Here is a 2,083-nt window from a genome sequence, read left to right on the forward strand (position 1 = left end):
GTTGTTCATTCCCCGGTGTTGGCTGCGGGAACCCGTCCGAAGTCGCGGCCGCGCATGCGGTAGCTGTCGCCCTTGAGGGAGATCACTTCTGCGTGGTGGACCAGGCGGTCGATCATCGCGGCGGCAACTGTGTCGTCGCCGAAGACCTCGCCCCAGCGGCCGAAGGGCTTATTACTGGTCACGATCACCGAGGCACGTTCGTAGCGGCCGGAGATGAACTGGAAGAACAAGTTCGCGGCCTCGGGTTCGAAGGGGATGTAGCCGACCTCGTCGACCACGATCAGCGGGATCCGTCCCAGCCTGGTGAGCTCGTCGCTCAGACGCCCTGCCTGGTGGGCTTCGGCGAGGCGGGTGACCCACTGGGCGGCAGTGGCGAACGCGACGCGGTGGCCCGCCTGGCAGGCCCGGATTCCTAGGCCGGTGGCCAGGTGGGTCTTGCCGGTGCCGGGCGGACCGAGGAAGATCACGTTCTCCTTCCCGGCGACAAAGTCCAGCGTCCCCAGATGGGCGATGACCTCGCGCTTCACCGACCGCTGGTGGTCGAAGTCGAAGTCCTCCAGCGACTTGCGGGAAGGAAAACGGCCCGCGCGGATGCGTCCCTCGGCGCCGTGGGAATCGCGGGCAGCGACCTCCCGCTGCAGGCAGGCCGCCAGATACTCCTCGTGGCTCCAGCTCTCCTCGCGGGCCCGCTCGGCCAGCCGGGCGGCCGCATCCCGCAGGGCCGGCGCCTTCAGCGCCCGCGTCAGATAGACCAGCTCGGAGGTGACATCACGGCTTGTCCCGGCTTGGTTCCCGCCGTTCTTCGTGCCCATCACGCGGCCCCTTCACCGGTGCTCAGGCCGCCGTCGATCACGCCGAAGATCCGGTCATAGGTGTCCAGCGACCGTTCTTCGACCTCCGTCACGTCCGGCGCCGGTTTCCTCGCCGCGGCCGCCTTGCGGGCGACTGCAGCAGCGGCGGCATGGTCGGGGTCGGTGATGGTCTGATGCCGGGCCCAGCTGCGGGCATGGCGGGCGACCTCGACGCCGTCGCAGGTCACCAGGACCTGAACCAGGTCAGCGGCGACCTCGATGCGGCGTCCGACGGCCAGCGGGTGAACCGAGTAGTCGCACGTGTCCAACCGGACATAATGATCCCGGGGCAGCCGCAGTGACGCCTTCCACCAGCCCGGCGGAGCGATCGGCGGCAAGGCCAGCATCCGCGAGCGGTCGGCTTCCAGCCGGTCGGCCGGGCGGGCCTGCAAGGTCCGGTGGATGCGCCGGTTGGCTCTGCCCAGCCAGTCGGCGAGCTGGGCGTTGAAGTCCGCCGGCGAGCTGAACACCCTCCCTGGCAGGAACGACGTCTCCAGGTAGCCGTTGGCCCGCTCGACCAGGCCCTTGGCTTCGGGGTCGCGGGGCTTGCAGAGCACGAACTTGATGCCCAGCAGCCCGGCGAACGCTGCGAAGTCGTCGGTCAGCCGGGGCCCTCCCGGCCGCCAGGAGCCGACGGCTCCCTCGTTGTCCCAGACCAGCACTCTGGGGACGGCACCAAGCTCGGTCAGCAGCCGCCAGTGCCCGGCGATCAGATCGGCCCCTGACCTCGACGGCAGCATCCGGGCAGTGATCCACCGCGAATACCCGGCGACCATGACCAGCACCGGCGGCCTTCCGACCTGGCCGAAGCCGAGCGGGATGTCGGCAGGCGGGAACCACAGGTCGCACTGGCCGATCTCACCCGGCTCATAGACCGTGCGCGAGGCCGGATCCGCGGGCCGATAGGCCGGCCTCAGGTCCCGGATCCGGTCTTTGAGCACCGTCAACCCGCGATCCCAGCCGATCCGTTCGGCAATGACCGTCGAGGGCATCTCCGGCCACTGCTCGAGCAGTTCACGGATCTGCGGCTCGACCGCGTCCACGATCGAGCCCTTCGGCGCCCGCTGGTACTTCGGCGGCGCATCGTCCGCGATCGCCCTGCGGACAGTGTTCCTCGCAATCCCCAGCTTCCTCGCGATCGCCCTCACCGGCATCTGCTCGGCCCGGTGAAGCCGGCGGATCTCCGCCCAGTCCTCCACGCTGATCACCACTCCTCCCGGCCTGACTCAACG

At 69.4% G+C, this 2,083-nt stretch carries 2 protein-coding genes; both read right to left on the reverse strand.

What is annotated here, in order from left to right; genetic code table 11:
- Positions 1-5: 5 nt before the first annotated feature.
- The gene (istB, locus tag ACFO3J_RS35885) at positions 6-812 is read right to left on the reverse strand and encodes an IS21-like element helper ATPase IstB (protein WP_386439076.1); all 807 of its coding nucleotides are present in this window, start codon (positions 810-812) and stop codon (positions 6-8) included.
- Positions 812-2,059: an IS21 family transposase gene (gene istA, locus ACFO3J_RS35890; protein ID WP_386439079.1), complete on the reverse strand. Its 1,248-nt coding sequence runs from the start codon at positions 2,057-2,059 to the stop codon at positions 812-814. Before istA ends, istB begins: the two co-directional genes overlap by 1 nt.
- Positions 2,060-2,083 lie beyond the last annotated feature (24 nt).

Origin of the sequence: Streptomyces polygonati (assembly GCF_042650325.1) — a bacterium.
Taxonomy (GTDB): domain Bacteria; phylum Actinomycetota; class Actinomycetes; order Streptomycetales; family Streptomycetaceae; genus Actinacidiphila; species Actinacidiphila polygonati.

Coding starts and splice junctions, on each gene's coding strand:
- istB (WP_386439076.1), bottom strand. CDS start 812: ATGGGCACGAAGAACGGCGGGAACCAAGCCGGGACAAGCCGTGATGTC.